Source organism: Micromonospora sp. NPDC047753 (assembly GCF_040642735.1).
GTDB lineage: Bacteria > Actinomycetota > Actinomycetes > Mycobacteriales > Micromonosporaceae > Micromonospora.
Genome location: NZ_JBEYSL010000118.1, coordinates 1 through 15,057, shown reverse-complemented (window position 1 = coordinate 15,057; position 15,057 = coordinate 1). Strand labels below are relative to the sequence as shown.

11 protein-coding genes, 2 tRNA genes and 1 pseudogene are annotated in these 15,057 nt (G+C 69.6%); 8 read left to right on the top strand and 6 right to left on the bottom strand.

Going from position 1 to position 15,057, the window contains the following annotated elements; genetic code table 11:
• Positions 1–102 precede the first annotated feature (102 nt).
• From gyrB to ABZ749_RS12975, 6 genes are all read left to right on the top strand, one after another.
• Positions 103–2,049, top strand: coding sequence for a DNA topoisomerase (ATP-hydrolyzing) subunit B (gene gyrB, locus ABZ749_RS13000; RefSeq protein WP_357227020.1), 1,947 nt, complete (start codon positions 103–105; stop codon positions 2,047–2,049).
• A gap of 130 nt (positions 2,050–2,179) precedes the next feature.
• Positions 2,180–4,702: a DNA gyrase subunit A gene (gene gyrA, locus ABZ749_RS12995; RefSeq protein ID WP_357227017.1), complete on the top strand. Its 2,523-nt coding sequence runs from the start codon at positions 2,180–2,182 to the stop codon at positions 4,700–4,702.
• 4 nt (positions 4,703–4,706) lie between these two features.
• A complete protein-coding gene (locus ABZ749_RS12990; protein WP_357227014.1) occupies positions 4,707–5,621 on the top strand; it encodes a DUF3566 domain-containing protein in 915 nt (304 codons plus the stop codon).
• 151 nt (positions 5,622–5,772) lie between these two features.
• Positions 5,773–5,846: transfer RNA gene (locus ABZ749_RS12985), tRNA-Ile, on the top strand.
• Between the two features lie 42 nt (positions 5,847–5,888).
• On the top strand, positions 5,889–6,017 hold the full coding sequence (locus ABZ749_RS12980; protein ID WP_209444550.1) for a DLW-39 family protein: 129 nt from the start codon (positions 5,889–5,891) through the stop codon (positions 6,015–6,017).
• 35 nt (positions 6,018–6,052) lie between these two features.
• Positions 6,053–6,128: transfer RNA gene (locus ABZ749_RS12975), tRNA-Ala, on the top strand.
• A 220-nt stretch (positions 6,129–6,348) separates the two neighbouring features.
• Here the strand turns inward: ABZ749_RS12975 and ABZ749_RS12970 are convergent.
• Genes ABZ749_RS12970 through ABZ749_RS12955 form a run of 4 tightly spaced genes read right to left on the bottom strand, consistent with a single transcriptional unit; the run spans position 6,349 to position 8,819 of the window.
• Positions 6,349–6,777 carry a hypothetical protein gene (locus ABZ749_RS12970; protein WP_357227011.1) on the bottom strand — a complete coding sequence of 143 codons (429 nt, stop codon included), beginning with the start codon at positions 6,775–6,777 and terminating at the stop codon, positions 6,349–6,351.
• On the bottom strand, positions 6,774–8,258 hold the full coding sequence (locus ABZ749_RS12965) for an aldehyde dehydrogenase (protein WP_357227008.1): 1,485 nt from the start codon (positions 8,256–8,258) through the stop codon (positions 6,774–6,776). The genes ABZ749_RS12970 and ABZ749_RS12965 overlap by 4 nt, the downstream gene beginning before the upstream one ends.
• Before the next feature lie 25 nt (positions 8,259–8,283).
• Positions 8,284–8,661: a DUF1028 domain-containing protein gene (locus ABZ749_RS12960; protein ID WP_357227006.1), complete on the bottom strand. Its 378-nt coding sequence runs from the start codon at positions 8,659–8,661 to the stop codon at positions 8,284–8,286.
• On the bottom strand, positions 8,655–8,819 hold the full coding sequence (locus ABZ749_RS12955) for a hypothetical protein (RefSeq protein ID WP_357227004.1): 165 nt from the start codon (positions 8,817–8,819) through the stop codon (positions 8,655–8,657). The genes ABZ749_RS12960 and ABZ749_RS12955 overlap by 7 nt, the downstream gene beginning before the upstream one ends.
• Positions 8,820–9,358: 539 nt before the next feature.
• On the opposite strand from ABZ749_RS12955, the gene ABZ749_RS12950 reads away from it, so the two are divergent.
• Together ABZ749_RS12950 and ABZ749_RS12945 are read left to right on the top strand one after the other, a co-directional pair.
• Positions 9,359–10,726 (top strand): protein kinase, encoded by a 1,368-nt coding sequence (locus ABZ749_RS12950; protein ID WP_357227002.1) that lies wholly within the window; start codon positions 9,359–9,361, stop codon positions 10,724–10,726.
• Between the two features lie 124 nt (positions 10,727–10,850).
• Positions 10,851–12,113, top strand: coding sequence for a nucleotide sugar dehydrogenase (locus ABZ749_RS12945; protein WP_357227000.1), 1,263 nt, complete (start codon positions 10,851–10,853; stop codon positions 12,111–12,113).
• Positions 12,114–12,221: 108 nt separating this feature from the next.
• Here ABZ749_RS12945 and ABZ749_RS12940 read toward each other — a convergent pair whose 3' ends face one another.
• Together ABZ749_RS12940 and ABZ749_RS12935 are read right to left on the bottom strand one after the other, a co-directional pair.
• Positions 12,222–14,696 (bottom strand): ABC transporter permease, encoded by a 2,475-nt coding sequence (locus ABZ749_RS12940; RefSeq protein ID WP_357226998.1) that lies wholly within the window; start codon positions 14,694–14,696, stop codon positions 12,222–12,224.
• 147 nt (positions 14,697–14,843) lie between these two features.
• A pseudogene (locus tag ABZ749_RS12935) lies at positions 14,844–14,978 on the bottom strand (LuxR C-terminal-related transcriptional regulator); the annotation flags it as partial.
• Between the last annotated feature and the right edge of the window lie 79 nt (positions 14,979–15,057).

Here is a 15,057-nt window from a genome sequence, read left to right as displayed (position 1 = left end):
GAGTTCTTCGGCACAGGTCTGCGCGCCGACGTCGCGTCCTGTCCGCCGAACCCGCGCCCGACGCGCCCTACCGGCGTGGCTGACGCGAGAAAGTGGCCGAGGGTGGCAGCGCAGGACAAGCAGGAGTACGGCGCAGAGTCGATCACCGTTCTCGAGGGGCTGGAGGCCGTTCGCAAGCGGCCCGGTATGTACATCGGGTCCACCGGCGAGCGCGGTCTGCACCACCTCGTCTGGGAGGTCGTCGACAACGCGGTCGACGAGGCGATGGCCGGCTACTGCGACACCATCGACGTGGTGCTGCTCGCCGACGGCGGCGTCCGGGTCACCGACAACGGCCGTGGCTTCCCGGTCGACCTCCACCCGAAGCTCAAGAAGCCGGGTGTCGAGGTCGCGCTGACCGTGCTGCACGCGGGTGGCAAGTTCGACGGCAAGGCGTACGCGGTCTCCGGTGGTCTGCACGGCGTCGGCGTTTCCGTGGTGAACGCGCTGTCGACGAAGATGGCCGTGGTGATCCACAAGTCCGGCTTCGTCTGGCGGCAGCAGTACACCAACTCCAAGCCCAGCCAGCTGGAAAAGGGCGAAACCACCGACAGCACCGGCTCGGCCGTCTCCTTCTGGCCCGACCCGGACGTCTTCGAGACGGTCGACTTCGACTTCCAGACCATCTACCGCCGTCTGCAGGAGATGGCCTTCCTCAACCGGGGCATCACCATCCACCTGCTCGACGAGCGGGTCCCGGAGGACGAGGAGGGTAAGACCCGCGAGGTCACCTTCCGCTACGACGGCGGTATCGCCGACTTCGTCCGGCACCTCAACGCCTCCAAGAACCCGATGCACAAGACGGTGGTCGAGTTCGAGGCCGAAGAGGAGGGCATGTCCCTCGAGATCGCCATGCAGTGGAACGAGTCGTACGGCGAGTCGGTCTACACCTTCGCCAACAACATCAACACGCACGAGGGCGGCACCCACGAGGAGGGCTTCCGGTCGGCGCTGACCAGCGTCGTCAACCGGTACGGCACCGACAAGAAGCTGCTCAAGGGCGACGAGAAGCTCTCCGGCGAGGACATCCGCGAGGGCTTGGCCGCGATCATCTCGGTCAAGCTGACCAACCCGCAGTTCGAGGGCCAGACCAAGACGAAGCTGGGCAACACCCCGGTGAAGAGCTTCGTGCAGCGGGTCTGCAACGACCGGCTTGTCGACTGGTTCGACCGCAACCCGGCCGAGGCCAAGACGATCATCCAGAAGGCGTCCCAGGCGGCCCGGGCGCGAATCGCCGCCCAGCAGGCGCGCAAGCTGGCCCGACGCAAGTCGCTGCTGGAGTCCGGCTCGATGCCGGGCAAGCTGGCCGACTGCCAGTCGACCGACCCCCGCGAGTCCGAGGTGTTCATCGTCGAGGGTGACTCGGCCGGCGGCTCGGCCAAGCAGGGCCGCGACCCGCGGACCCAGGCGATCCTGCCGATCCGCGGCAAGATCCTCAACGTGGAGAAGGCCCGGATCGACCGGGTGCTGAAGAACAACGAGGTCCAGGCGCTGATCACCGCGCTGGGCACCGGCATCCACGACGACTTCGACATGGAGAAGCTGCGGTACCACAAGGTGGTGCTGATGGCCGACGCGGACGTCGACGGCCAGCACATCCAGACGCTGCTGCTCACCCTGCTGTTCCGCTTCATGCGTCCGCTTGTCGAGATGGGGCACGTCTACCTGGCCGCCCCGCCGCTCTACAAGATCAAGTGGAACAAGAAGGGCGACGACGCCCAGTACGCGTACTCCGACCGCGAGCGGGACGGTCTGATCGCGCTGCGCCAGCAGAAGAAGCCGAATGCGAAGCCGGACGACATCCAGCGCTTCAAGGGCCTCGGCGAGATGAACTATCCCGAGCTGTGGGAAACCACGATGAACCCCGCGACGCGTACCCTGCGTCAGGTCACTCTCGACGACGCGGCGACCGCCGACGAGTTGTTCAGTGTGTTGATGGGTGAGGACGTCGAGGCGCGCCGGTCGTTCATCCAGCGCAACGCCAAGGACGTGCGGTTCCTGGACATCTGACGGGCTGCGCCGGATCGGCCGGGCATCGCTCGGCCGATCCGGCGGTCCACAGAGTTATCCACAGCTTGGCCGGTATCCACAGCCGTTATCCACAGCACGAAAACGACTCTGAGTCTGATAAGGGTACACAGTGACTGATTCGCCCGAGTCCACACCGAACGAGCCAGAGGTCCCCGCCGAGGCCATCGCCGCGGTGGTCGCGCACGACCGGATCGAACCGGTCGGGCTCGAGGTGGAGATGCAGCGCTCCTACCTCGACTACGCGATGAGCGTCATCGTCGGTCGCGCGCTGCCGGACGTCCGGGACGGCCTCAAGCCGGTCCACCGCAAGATCCTCTACGCGATGTTCGACTCTGGCTACCGCCCGGACCGCGGCTACGTGAAGTGCTCCCGCGTCGTCGGTGACGTGATGGGTCAGTTCCACCCGCACGGCGACTCGGCGATCTACGACGCGCTGGTCCGGATGGCGCAGCCCTGGTCGCTGCGCTACCCGCTGGTCGACGGCAACGGCAACTTCGGCTCGCCGGGTAACGACCCGGCCGCCGCCATGCGATACACCGAGTGCAAGCTCGACCCCCTCGCCATGGAGATGCTGCGGGACATCGACGAGGACACCGTCGACCTGCAGGACAACTACGACGGCCGGGCCAAGGAGCCCACCATCCTGCCGTCGCGGATCCCCAACCTGCTGGTGAACGGCTCCGAGGGCATCGCGGTCGGCATGGCCACCAAGATTCCCCCGCACAACCTGCGGGAGATCGGCGCGGCGGTGCAGTGGTGCCTGGAGCACCCGGAGGAGGACGAGGAGACCACCCTCGAAGCCCTGCTCGGCATCGTCAAGGGCCCGGACTTCCCCACCTACGGCCTGATCGTCGGCACCACCGCGATCCAGGACGCGTACCGCACCGGTCGCGGCTCGATCCGGATGCGTGCCGTGGTGGAGGTCGAGGAGGACAAGCGGGGCCGCCCCTGCCTGGTCGTCAGCGAGTTGCCCTACCAGGTCAACCCGGACAACCTCGCCGAGCGGATCGCCGAGCTGATCAAGGAGGGCAAGCTCGCCGGGATCGCCGACATCCGCGACGAGTCCTCCGGTCGTACCGGCATGCGGATCGTCCTGGTGCTCAAGCGCGACGCCGTCGCCAAGGTCGTGCTGAACAACCTCTACAAGCACACCCAGCTCCAGGAGACCTTCGGCGCCAACATGCTGGCCCTGGTCGACGGGGTGCCCCGCACGCTCAACCTGGCCCAGTTCATCCGCTACTACGTCGAGCACCAGATCGACGTGATCCGCCGGCGGACCGCGTACCGGCTGCGCAAGGCCGAGGAGCGGGCACACATCCTGCGGGGCCTGGGCAAGGCGCTGGACGCGCTGGACGAGGTGATCGCCCTGATCCGGCGCTCTCCGACGGTGGACGACGCCCGGCAGGGCCTGATCCGGCTGCTGGAGATCGACGAGATCCAGGCGACCGCGATCCTGGACATGCAGCTGCGCCGGCTCGCCGCCCTGGAGCGGCAGCGGATCATCGACGACCTGGCGAAGCTCGAGATCGAGATCGCCGACCTCAAGGACATCCTCGCCAAGCCCGAGCGGCAGCGGAAGATCGTCTCGGAGGAGCTGGGCGAGATCGTCTCCAAGTGGGGCGACGACCGCCGGACGCAGATCATCCCGTTCGACGGCGAGGTCTCGATGGAGGACCTCATCGCCCGCGAGGACGTGGTCGTCACGATCACCCGCACCGGGTACGCCAAGCGGACCAAGGTCGATCTGTACCGCTCGCAGCGGCGCGGCGGCAAGGGCGTCAGCGGCGCCACGCTGCGGCAGGACGACATCGTCAGCCACTTCTTCGTCTGCTCGACCCACGACTGGATCCTGTTCTTCACGAACAAGGGCCGCGTCTACCGGGCCAAGGCGTACGAGTTGCCGGAGGCCAGTAGGGTAGCCAAGGGCCAACACGTGGCCAATCTGCTCGCCTTCCTACCCGACGAGCAGATCGCGCAGATCATTGAGATCCCGAACTACCAGGTAGCCCCCTATCTGGTACTGGCCACGAAGAACGGCCTGGTGAAGAAGACGCGGCTCGAGGAGTTCGACTCCAACCGTTCCGGCGGCATCATCGCGATCAACCTGCGCGATGAGGACGAGCTGGTCGGTGCTGCGCTGGTTGCGCCGGAGAACGACCTGCTGCTGGTCTCCAAGAAGGCACAGGCGATCCGGTTCAACGCCTCGGACGAGGCGTTGCGGCCGATGGGCCGGGCCACCTCCGGTGTGATCGGCATGCGCTTCACGGACGACGACGTCCTGCTCGCCATGGAGGTCGTGCGGGAAGGTCTGGACGTTCTGGTGGCCACGAACGGGGGATACGCGAAGCGGACCCCGATCGAGGAATACCCGGTGCAGGGCCGGGGAGGTAAGGGCGTGTTGACTGCAAAGATCACCGAACGGCGCGGTGGTCTGGTTGGCGCTGTGGTGATCGATCCGGACGACGAGCTGTTTGCGATCACCAGCAACGGTGGTGTCATTCGGACTCCGGTGAAGCCTGTACGGCGTACACGTGACCGGAACACAATGGGGGTCAAGCTGATGGACCTCCCGGACGGCGTGACTATCGTGGCGATTGCTCGCAATGCCGACGAGCCTGACGAACAGGACTAGTTGAATGACGGAGACACAGGCGAAGTCGGGGAACACGGGGACCTCGGCCAAACCGGTCGACGAGGAGGCCGCCAAGGGCGGCACACCAGCGACCGGCCGCGCGGCCGTGGGCCGGGCGACGGTCCCCGCCGACGCGCCTGCCCCGAAGTTCACCAGGGCTCCAGGTATGACACCCCCGCCGGAGCAACCGGGCGAGGACGGCGAGTCCGGCGACAAGACCGAGGCGTCCAGCGCCGAGGCGCCGACGTCGGCCGCCGCCAGTCCTCCGGGTCCGGCGGCGGCACCCTCGGCACGTCCGGCGACCACCCAGCCGATCGGTCTCCGGCCCGGTCAGGCGGCGTCAAGCGGGTCCACCGGCACTCAGCCGCGGATCACACCCGGGATGACCCAGCCACAGCCGGACGCGGCGCGGGCGACCGCCACCGCTGGCCGCCCGGCCAGCGGCGGTGGCCTGCCACCGGGGATCGGCAACGCGTCCGCCGTCGGCGCTGCCCGCGTCGGTGACGCGGTGCGTGCGGCGCGTACGTCGGTCAGTTCGGCCGCCTCCCGCGGACCGCGACGGGCCCGGCTGAACCTCAAGCGGATCGACCCGTGGTCCGTGATGAAGTTCGCATTCGCGGTGTCGGTGGTGCTCTTCATCGTCGTGGTGGTGGCCACCTCGGTGCTCTACCTGGCGCTGGACGCGATGGGTGTGTTCCAGAGCGTCAACGAGAGCCTGAGCGATCTGGTCAACGCCGGCGGTGGACAGAGCACCAGCGGCTTCCAGATCACCGCCAAGGGCGTGATCCTCAGCTCGGCGCTGATCGGCCTGGTCAACGTGGTGCTGTTCACCGCGCTGGCCACCCTTGGCGCGTTCGTCTACAACGTCTGCGCCGACCTGGTCGGCGGGATCGAGCTGACCCTCGCCGAGCGGGACTGAGCGACCGGGACGCCGGGGCACCGCGGAAAGCGGTCGCTCCGGCGTCCCGTACTCGGGTAGGTTTTGCAGGCGGCGACGGGCCTGGCTCGCAAGCCGGACCCCCGATTTGGGGCCGGCGGAGCGGATGGGTTAATCTTGCTCGTCGCAACGCGGGGCTATAGCTCAGTCGGTTAGAGCGCAGAGCTGATAACTCTGAGGTCGATGGTTCGATTCCATCTAGCCCCACCGCATGTCGTCCGACGGTAGTCGAGCGCGAGGGGTCGCCCCATGTTCAAGAAGCTGCTGATTCTGGCTGGCGTCGTCGGTGTGGCCGCCGTCGTGTTCAACAAGATCAAGGCGTCGAACGACGAGCGTGCCCTGTGGCACGAGGCGACCACCGCGCCCGACCTGCGCTGACGCTCGCGCCGCGCGCCAATCGCCGCGCAATTCGCGGGGCCCTAGCTCAACTGGCAGAGCACTGCCTTTGCAAGGCAGGGGTTAGGGGTTCGAGTCCCCTGGGCTCCACCACTCACAGCCTGTGAACTGCACCGGAGCTAAGTTCGAGATCATCGGGCACAGATTCGGCACAGACCAGGAATGATCCCTGTTGCTGGCACGGCGACTACCGCCGCCGGGCATACAAGAAGATGACTGTGTGCGCTGGTTGCGGCAGCCGGGCTGCTCGGGGCGAAGTGCTCCGGTCGGCGCCCGACCCGCTTTGCTCGGACCCGGCGCCTGAGGCTCAGAGTCAGTCGCGCTCCTGTGACGAGGCGGGCACTTCGGGCGCCTTGGTGCTTTCTGCAACCCGCGCCGTCCATTGACGGAGAGCCTCAGCGAAAAGTTCGGCGTCTCGGCGCCGGCCGGCTTCGATCTCGAACTCCCGGTCGCCGTCCCGGATGCGGAGGCGCAGGCCGGGGCGTCGGGTGCCGAGCCAGGCAGTGATCGCTGCGACGATGCCGGCGACCACTCCTTCCGGCTGCAAGACGATCTCGAGGAACTGTAGCCAGCCGTTGTTCAGCTCGCCAGGGCGAGCGGGTTGGCGGCCTTCGTAGATGGTGACGGCTCGGGTGTCCTCGTCGTCGCGCAGCCAGCGGCGTAACGAGCCCAACTGTTCACCGGTCTCGTCGCCTGGAACACTGATCTGGAGCCGCAGAGCCGCTCCGTCGGTATCGGTCACGCTGGCCCCATCCGCATCCATGTGGTCTTGACGTCAAGGTACTTCTCCACCGCCATCCGGCCTTTGTCCCGACCGAATCCGGACTGTTTGACGCCGCCGAACGGCACGCGGACATCGTCGTCTTCGAAGCAGTTGATCCAGACTGTGCCAGAGCGCAGCCGGCGGCTCATGGTGTGGGCGGTGACGAGGTCGGCGGTCCAGACGGCGGAGGCCAGGCCGTATCGGGTGCCGTTGGCGATGGTGATCGCTTCCTCGACGGTGTCGAAGCGGAGGACGGCCAGGACCGGGCCGAAGATCTCCTGTTGGGCGATCTCCATGTCCGGGTCGACGCCGGTGAAGATGGTCGGTTCCAGGTAGTTGCCGCCGGGCACAATGCCGAGGCGGTTGCCACCGGTGTTCAGCGTCGCGCCCTCGACAATCGCCCGTTCGATGTACCCCTGCACCTCACGAAGGTGTTCCTCGCTCACCAGGGGACCCATCGTGGTCGAGGTATCGAGCGGGTCGCCGACCACCACGCGGGTCATCCGGTCGAGGAGCCGCTCCAGGAAACGGTCGTGGATGTCGCGGTGTAGCAGCAGGCGCGAGCCAGCCGTACACATCTCGCCCTGGTTGAAGAAGACAGCCCAGAGCGCCATGTCGACCGCCGCGTCGAGATCCGGGCAGTCGGACATCACGATGTTGGCGGTCTTCCCGCCGAGCTTCAGCCAGACCCGCTTCAGGTTGGAGTCCGCCGCGTACCGCAAGAACTGCCGGCCGACGTCGATCGAGCCGGTGAAGGTCACGACGTCGATGTCGGGGTGCAGGCCGACCGCCCGGCCGGCCTGCTCGCCGGTACCGGTGACGACGTTGAGTACCCCTGGCGGGATACCGGCGTCGAGGGCCAACTCCGCGACCCGCAGTGTGCTCAGTGGGGTGTGCTCGTCGGGCTTCACGACTAGCGAGTTGCCCACCGCCAGGGCTGGCGCGACGTTGTAGCCGATCATGGAGAGCGGAAAGTTCCACGGCATTACCGCGCCGACCACACCCGCCGGTTGCCTGGTCACCAAGGCGAGGACGTCGTCGCTGCTAATGGCCTCGTCGACGAGTTTGTCCGCGAGCTCGGCGTACCAGCCCAGGGTTCGGCTGAGACCGTCGACCTCGATAGTCAGCGCGTCCTGAACGGGCTTGCCCATCTCCCGGCAGATCAGCTCCGCCAGTTCCTCGCGATGTGCCGTGACGAGGCCGGACCAGGCCAGCATCCGCGTCTTCCGCTCCCGGACAGGTAGCCCGGACCAACGGCGGTCGGTAAACGCGCAGCGTGCCGCGGCGACGGCCCGATCGACGTCCTCGGACCCACCGGCGGCGACTGCGGCCAGGGGTTTGCCGTCGCGCGGGGAGCGGCATTCGTAGGTCGTCTGGGATAGCCCCGAGCGGCGTTCCCCGTCGATCAGCATGCCGACTTGGGGAAGCCGGCCGGTGTCGGGTTCGAGGGACAGGACCATGGCAGTCTCCGTTCTCTTCCGCGGTCTACTGGCGGGACGCCTTCCAGACCTGCAGCAGGCGCCATAGCTCAGCGATCGGGGTGACGTGGTCGTCGACCCGCAGGTCGACGAGACGATCGGTGTAGCCGCCGTATCCGCCGTCCTTGCTGACGACGAGTAGCGACGCCGACTGCTGACCGTTCCGGTCACCGCCGGCGGCCTGGGCGGCCTCCAAACCGGCGACCAGCCGGCGGGCCAGCGTGTCGCCGCTGCCGGCTTCGTACCTGGCCAGGCAGGAGTTGAGTGTCGCCTCGCTGACCAGCGTGTTTCCGGTGCAGATGACCCCATGTCCGGAGATGTCGCCGGCCCACGAGACGCAGGCCGGCCCGGTGTAGGAGGCGACCGTGCCGTCCGCGCTCAGCACCGCGAGTTGCCGGCGGACCCGGTGCTCGTCAGCGAAGCCCCGACCAGCGCGGTCAGGTACCGCAGCAGTCCGGGCTGGAGGCTGCGGTAGAGAAAGCGGAACGCCTCCTCGTCCCCGGCCTGCGCCGCGGTCACCACCTCCGACAGGTCGGCGGTCATGCGCGGTCCACGCATCGTTCGAGGCGTGTCGGCCCGACCAGCCGGGCTGGCGCGCACCACGCGGCACGAGTCGTCCGCCTGATCAGCACCGGTACCGCACCGCCCTCCACCGCTCTGATTGTCCCCGCGACCACGATTGTCGGGGCGGCGTGTCCGGGGGCCGACGCCAGGGTGGTCGGTCGGCGCGCTGCGCGCCGAGGTAGCCGGGAGGGCCCCGAGCCGGGCTAACGCTAAAAGGGGGCTCACGACGCGACAAGTCGGCGTCGTGTCACGGAAGAGTGACAATTATCAACCCGACTCGACGGCGCGTCGTCGTCACGGGCAGTACGCGACGGACGCCAACCACGCCTTGAGGCGGTTTCTTGCCACCGTTGACGACCCGAGCGACGAAAATAGTCGCTTTTCGTGACAGCGCACATCCACACCGTCACGAAGGGTCGGCGTCCACACAGGTCAGGCCGGATCAGCCGGTCTGAACCAGCCGCCCGGCGGCCCTGCCACGGTGCGCCGCCCCGCGCCACTCTAGGTACGGTAATGCGGTGTTGTCATCGGAGGTCGTACTCAGCGGTCGCTACCGCTTGGACGAACGTGTCGCCACGGGCGGTATGGGCGACGTTTGGCGTGCCTCCGACCTGATCCTCGGCCGGCAGGTGGCGGTCAAGGTTCTCCTGCCGGCGCTGGTCTCCGATCCCGATTTCATCGCCCGGTTCCGGGCCGAGGCCCGGATCATGGCGGCGCTGCGGCACCCCGGCATCGTGCAGGTCTTCGACTGCGGTGCGGACGACCTCCCCGACGGCGGGCGGGCGGACTACCTCGTCATGGAGTTCGTCGCCGGCGAGCCGTTGTCCAAGCGGATCGAGGCGGCCGGGCGGCTCGACGTGGCCGAGACGATGTCGATCGTGGCCCAGGCGGCCGCAGCGCTCAACGCTGCGCACCGCGGCGGCATCGTGCACCGCGACGTCAAGCCCAGCAACCTGCTGGTGCAGGAGGACGGCACTGTCGTCCTGGTGGACTTCGGCGTGGCCCGCTCCACCGACATCACCAGCATCACCAGCACCAACGCGGTGCCGGGCACCGCCCTCTACATGGCTCCCGAGCAGGCCGCCGGCAGGCCGGTCAGCGGCGCCACCGACATCTACGCCCTGGGCGCGGTCACCTACTGCTGCCTGACCGGCAGTCCGCCGTTCACCGGCGACAATCCGCTCCAGGTCGCCGTGCGGCACCTGGACGACGAGCCGCCGGAGCTGCCGCACGACATTCCGGAGGCGGTCCGCGCCCTGGTGTCGCGGGCCCTGGCAAAGGATCCACTGGAGCGGTTCACGAGCGGAGCGGCGATGGCCGAGGCCGCTCGGACGGCGGTCACCGGCGGCGAGCCGCCGACCGCGATGGCCGGGCCGGTCGCGCTGCGCGACGCTGGGCCGGGCACCCGGACGGACGTGCCGGCCGGGGCGGCGGTGGCGGACGGGCGCCAGCGACGGCGGGGTCCGCTCGTCGGCGCGGCGGCGGCCATGCTGGTCGCGCTGGTCGGGCTCGGCGCGGCGCTGGCCGCGACGCGTGACGTCGGCGATAACCCGGCGGTCAATCTGCCGGCCACCTCGCCGACGGTGGCGCCGACCGGCCCCGTCGACCTGCCCGCGGCGAACGAGCAGATCACCAGCGTCGAGCCGGGCCGGCCGGACCGGCCGCACGTCCCCGGCAACTCCCCGTCGGCGTCGGTCTCCGCCACGCCGACCCCGCAGCCGAGCCAGACCGTCAACTCGCCGACGCCGTCGGTGGGCGTCACCTCGGCACCGCCCCCCACCAGCGCCGCGCCCACGACGGCCGCGCCGCCGACGACCAGCGCACCCGCTGATCCACCCGCCACCTCCAGTGCGCCGGTCGAACCGGAGGTGCCGGCGGGCGGTTGATCCGACCGCCGCGCCGACCCCCGCCAGTCCCAACAGCACCGATATCCCCAAAACGGACTTACGGCGCCGAAGACGCCTCTAGGCTCTCAGCAGGCTATTTACACCATCTGCCGCGGGAGCCTGGGTGAGCGCTGAAAAGCTGGTCGTGATCGGTCAGGGGTACGTCGGACTGCCGCTGGCCATGCGGGCCGTCGAGGCGGGCCTCGACGTTGTCGGTCTCGACGTCGACGCCGACCGGGTGAAGCGTCTCGCCTCCGGCGAGTCGTTCGTCGAGGACATTCCGGCCGACCGGCTGGGCCGCGCGTTGGGCAGCGGCCGCTACCACCCGAGCACGGAGTACACCGACGCCGACGGGTTCGACATCTGCGTCATCACGGTGCCGACCCCGCTGCGCGACGGGACCCCGGACCTGAGCTTCGTCGAGCAGGCCGGCATCGGTATCGGCCCGTACGTACGCCCGGGCTGCACGGTGATCCTGGAGTCGACCACCTACCCGGGCACGACCGAGGAGCTGCTGCGCCCGCTGTTGGAGTCGGCGAGCGGCCTGACCAGCCCCGGTGACTTCCACCTCGGCTACAGCCCTGAGCGGATCGACCCGGGCAACCCGACCTGGCGCCTGGAGAACACCCCGAAGGTGGTCTCCGGTGTGGACCCGGCGGCGCTGGCCCGGGTGGACGGGTTCTACCAGCGCCTCGTGGAACGCACCGTAGCGGTGGACTCCACCCGCGTCGCCGAGCTGACCAAGTTGATCGAGAACACCTTCCGCCAGGTCAACATCGCGCTGATCAACGAGCTGACCATGCTCTCGCACCACCTCGACATCGACGTCTGGCAGGCGATCGACGCCGCCTCGACCAAGCCGTTCGGCTTCATGCCGTTCCGACCCGGCCCCGGCGTCGGCGGGCACTGCCTGCCGATCGACCCGTGCTACCTGTCCTGGCAGGTCAAGCGCCGCCTCGGGCGGCAGTTCCGGTTCATCGAGCTGGCCAACGACGTCAACCACGAGATGCCCGAACACGTCGCGCAGCGAATCATGGGAGGGCTGAACCGGGACGGCCGGGCCGTCAGCGGCGCCCGACTGCTGCTGCTCGGTCTGGCGTACAAGAAGAACACCGGCGACATGCGCGACTCCCCCGCTGTGGACGTGGCCCGTCGCCTGCAGTCCCTCGGCGCCGAGGTGCACGCCGTCGAGCCGTACGCCGAGGCGCACCAGATCCCCGCCGGGATCACAGTGGTCAAGCTCAGCGAGCGTGAGGTGCGCGCGGCCGACGCGGTGGTGGTGGTCACCGACCATGACACCTTCGACTACGACCTCGTGGTCAGGCACGCCCGCTACGTCTTCGACACCCGCAACCGGTGCGCCGGCCCGACGGTCGAGCGCCTGTAGACCCGGCACCGCTGGCCGGTCCCGCCGCCGGGGAAGATGGCGGGACCGGCCGGCGGATGTCCGTCCGGTCCCCGGGGTCTGACCCGGCCGGTCCGGACCGCGACCGGGTCACTGGTCGGCGAGCGCCTCGACGACCGGGCGGGACAGCGCCCGGCGGGCCGGTAGCACCGAGGCGAGCAGGGCGGCGAGCACCGCGACACCGAGGATCAGCCCGAGCTGGCCGAGCGGCAGCACCACGTGGAAGTCGCCGCCGAGGCGGTCCAGCAGGGCCATCGTGGACGCGCTGACTCCGGTGCCGAGTCCGACTCCGAGCACCGCGCCGACCAGCGCCATCAGCACCGCCTCGACGGCGAGCACCGCCCGCATCCGCCCTCGGGTTAGCCCGACCGCCCGCAGCACGGCGTTCTCCCTGGTCCGTTCGACCACGGACAGGCTCAGGGTGTTCGCCACGCCGACCAGGGCGATCACGACGGCCAGACCGAGCAGCGCGGTGACGAAGGCGAGCAGCATGTCCACAGTGCCGGTGAGCATCTTCTTGTAGGCACCCTGGTCCATCAGGTTCACGGTGGGGTAGCGGCCCAGCACCACGGTGATCGCGTCGCGGGCCCGCTCGGCGCTCACCCCGGCGGCGGGGTCGATCTCGGCCAGGTAGCCGCGCAGGGCGGGGAAGAGGGCGGCGAAGTCCTGGTCGGACAGGTCGATGACGTGACCCGCTGGCACCTCACCGTCCGGGGTGTCGTCGGTGACCACGGCGGCCACCCGGAACGCTTTCCCCCTGACGGTCACCGGGGAGCCCACCTCCCAGCCGCGGGCCCGCGCCAACTCGCTGTGCACCAGCACCTGCCCCGGCCCGACCCGTTCGACGTCGCCGGCCAGCACCCCGCTCAGGGTCCGGCCCACGAGCGCCGGGTGGGCCGCGCGGATCTCGACGTCGTCGACGACAGTGCTGCGCTGCTCGTGCACCACACCCAGTTCGGGACGGGAGGCCAGCTCACCGACGAGCGCCGCCGGCAGGTCCTGACCGATTCCGCTGACCACGAAGTCCGTTCCGATCTGGGCGTCCACGCTGCGTTCGATGCCGTCCTTGGTGCTGCGCGCACCGACCATGAACGCTGAGACCAGTCCAATGCCGATCACCAGCGCGGTGGCGGTCGCGGCGACCCGCCGTGGATTGCGCACCGTGTTGCTGACCGCCAGTTCGCCGACGGCGCCGAGCACTCGTCGGACCGGCCAACCGAACACCCGGGCCAGCGCGGGGACGAGCACCGGCCCGAACAGCACGATCCCGAAGAAGGTGAGCACCCCACCGACGGCCACCAGGAGTAGCTGGCCGGCGCTGGCGGCGCCCGTGAGGGCGGCCACCCCGACGGCGAGGACCACCGCGCCGATGCTCAGTCGCACCCGGCCGGCACCCCGGCTGGGCTGTACCGCGGCGTCGGTGAGTGCGGCCACCGGGGCGATCCGCGTCCCCCGCCAGGCCGGCAGGAGGGCGGCGCACACGGTGAGCGCGGTGCCCAGCAGCAGGCCGGTGAGCACTGTCGAACCGGTCACGGTCAGCCCACCGGTGACCGGCACGTCCAGGTGGGACAGCACCAGCCGCAACCCGGCGGCGAGGGCCACCCCGAGCAGCACCCCGAGCGCGGAGGCGACCAGCCCCAGCACCGCCGACTCCAGCAGTGTGGACCGGAAGACCTGTCCCCGGGTGGCGCCGATCAGGCGCAGCAGCGCGGTCCGTCGGGTGCGCTGGGCCAGCACGATCGCGAAGGTGTTGGCGATCACGAAGCCGGCCACCACTATCGCGACACCTACGAAGATCAACAACAGCATGCGGAACTGGTCCACGTTGCGCACCGCGTCCTCCACTGCCTCGTCGAGGATCTGCTGGCGGCTCTTCACGGTGGCTTCGGCGCCGGACACGGCGCGTACCTTCTCGGTGAGCGCGCCGACGTCGGCGCCCGGTCGGGCCGCCACCATGATCCGGCCGTAGCCCCGCTCGCCGGTGAGGGTCAACGCGTCCGGCCCGACCAGGCCGACGAACGGACCGCCGATGTCGCGGGCGGTGCCGGCCACGTCGACGGTGCCCACCAGGGTGTACGGGCGGGCCGCCCCACCGGTGGCGCCGATCCGGACCGCCGCGCCGAGCCCGAAGCCCTGCTCGGCCGCCGTCGGTGCGTCGAGCACCACCTCCCCGGCCCGGTCGGGCAACCGGCCGGCCACCACGTCGTACGAGCGCAGCGCGTCCTCGGTGGGGATCCCGACGAGCATGGTGAAGCCGAGCACCGGCCGACCGTCGGCTCCGACGATCCCGGCGGTGCTGGTCAGCTCACCGGCGGCGGCGGCCACCCCGTCGACCGCCCGCACCCGGTCGACCAGTGCCGGGGGCAGCACCTCGCGGCCCGCCGAGTAGACCCCCAGGTCGGTGTGGCGGTCGAAGGTGCCGGCCCGCTCGTACGCGCCGGTCCGCATCCCGTCGACGAAGATCATCGTGCCGGCGACGAACGCGACGCCGAGCACGACGGCGAGCGCCGAGAGCAGCATGCGCAGCGCCTCGGCGCGCAGCGAACGCAGGGTCAGGCGGATCATGCGGGGCTCCCGGTGCAGGTGGCGGATCGGACCCCTCCGACGCTATGGCCGGCACCGGTCTGTCGATCTCCACCTGTGCGCTCGACCTGCGTGCGCCCCGGGTCGCGCTGCGAACGCCGGCCGCTACGACCCAGGTCGTACGCGGAGTCATCCGCCGGGCGTGACCAGCCCGCTCTCGTACGCCAGGACCACCGCCTGGACCCGGTCGCGCAGCTGAAGTTTGCCCAGGATCCGCCCGACGTGGGTCTTCACCGTCGCCTCGGCCACGTGCACCCGGGCGGCCGCCACCCGCGCCACCGAGGGCCTTGGACAGGGTGGCGGTGATCACCACGTCCGGCTCGCCGGCCAGCCCGGTGGCCGC

Bases quoted from the DNA above. Each gene is read 5' to 3' on its own strand.
- ABZ749_RS12955 (WP_357227004.1), bottom strand. From the start codon at position 8,819: ATGACCGCCGACCTGTCGGAGGTGGTGACCGCGGCGCAGGCCGGGGAC.
- ABZ749_RS12965 (WP_357227008.1), bottom strand. From the start codon at position 8,258: ATGGTCCTGTCCCTCGAACCCGACACCGGCCGGCTTCCCCAAGTCGGC.
- ABZ749_RS12940 (WP_357226998.1), bottom strand. From the start codon at position 14,696: ATGATCCGCCTGACCCTGCGTTCGCTGCGCGCCGAGGCGCTGCGCATG.
- ABZ749_RS12980 (WP_209444550.1), top strand. From the start codon at position 5,889: ATGTTCAAGAAGCTGCTGATTCTGGCTGGCGTCGTCGGTGTGGCCGCC.
- ABZ749_RS12990 (WP_357227014.1), top strand. From the start codon at position 4,707: ATGACGGAGACACAGGCGAAGTCGGGGAACACGGGGACCTCGGCCAAA.